Origin of the sequence: Mesorhizobium sp. M0195 (genome assembly GCF_040322115.1) — a bacterium.
Classification (GTDB): Bacteria; Pseudomonadota; Alphaproteobacteria; order Rhizobiales; family Rhizobiaceae; genus Mesorhizobium.
Genome location: NZ_JAMYSV010000105.1, coordinates 1 through 563 on the forward strand (window position 1 = coordinate 1; position 563 = coordinate 563).

Annotated in this window: 1 protein-coding gene; it reads right to left on the minus strand. The window is 63.2% G+C overall.

Annotation, left to right across the window (positions count from 1 at the left end):
* On the minus strand, positions 1-512 hold a 512-nt coding region (locus NKJ12_RS32220), incomplete at its 3' end, for an ABC transporter permease (RefSeq protein WP_502905770.1).
* Positions 513-563 lie beyond the last annotated feature (51 nt).

Sequence of the window (563 nt, forward strand, 5' to 3'; positions counted from 1 at the left end):
ATGATCGGCTGCACGGTGCGTACGACGAAGGGCAGGCCGATGAAGATCAGCGCAATTACGATGCCAAGCGGCGTGTAGGCGACCTTGATGCCGAGCGGCGTCAGAAGGCTTCCGATCCAGCCGTTCGGTGCGTAGAGCGTGGTCAGCGCAATGCCGGCGACCGCTGTCGGCAGCGCGAAGGGCAGGTCGACCATGGCATCGACGATGCGGCGGCCGGGAAAGCTGTAGCGCACCAGTACCCACGCGACGATCGTGCCGAAGACGACGTTGACAGCGGCGGCAATGAAGGCGGTGCCGAAGCTGATCTCAAGCGCGTTAATGGTGCGGCGGTCGGTGACGATCGCCCAGAAGTCGGTCCAGCCGAGCGCCGCCGAGCGCCAGATCAGCCCGGACAGGGGAATGAGGATGATGAGGGTGAGGTAGGCAAGCGAGAAGCCGAGCGTCAACCCGAAACCCGGAATGACGCTCGGCTGCCTGAATCGCCACCCCGCCTTGGCGGGTGCTGTGGTCATGTCGTCCTGATCTAAATGCTACTGGGCCGGCTTGTAGATCTGGTCGAATAT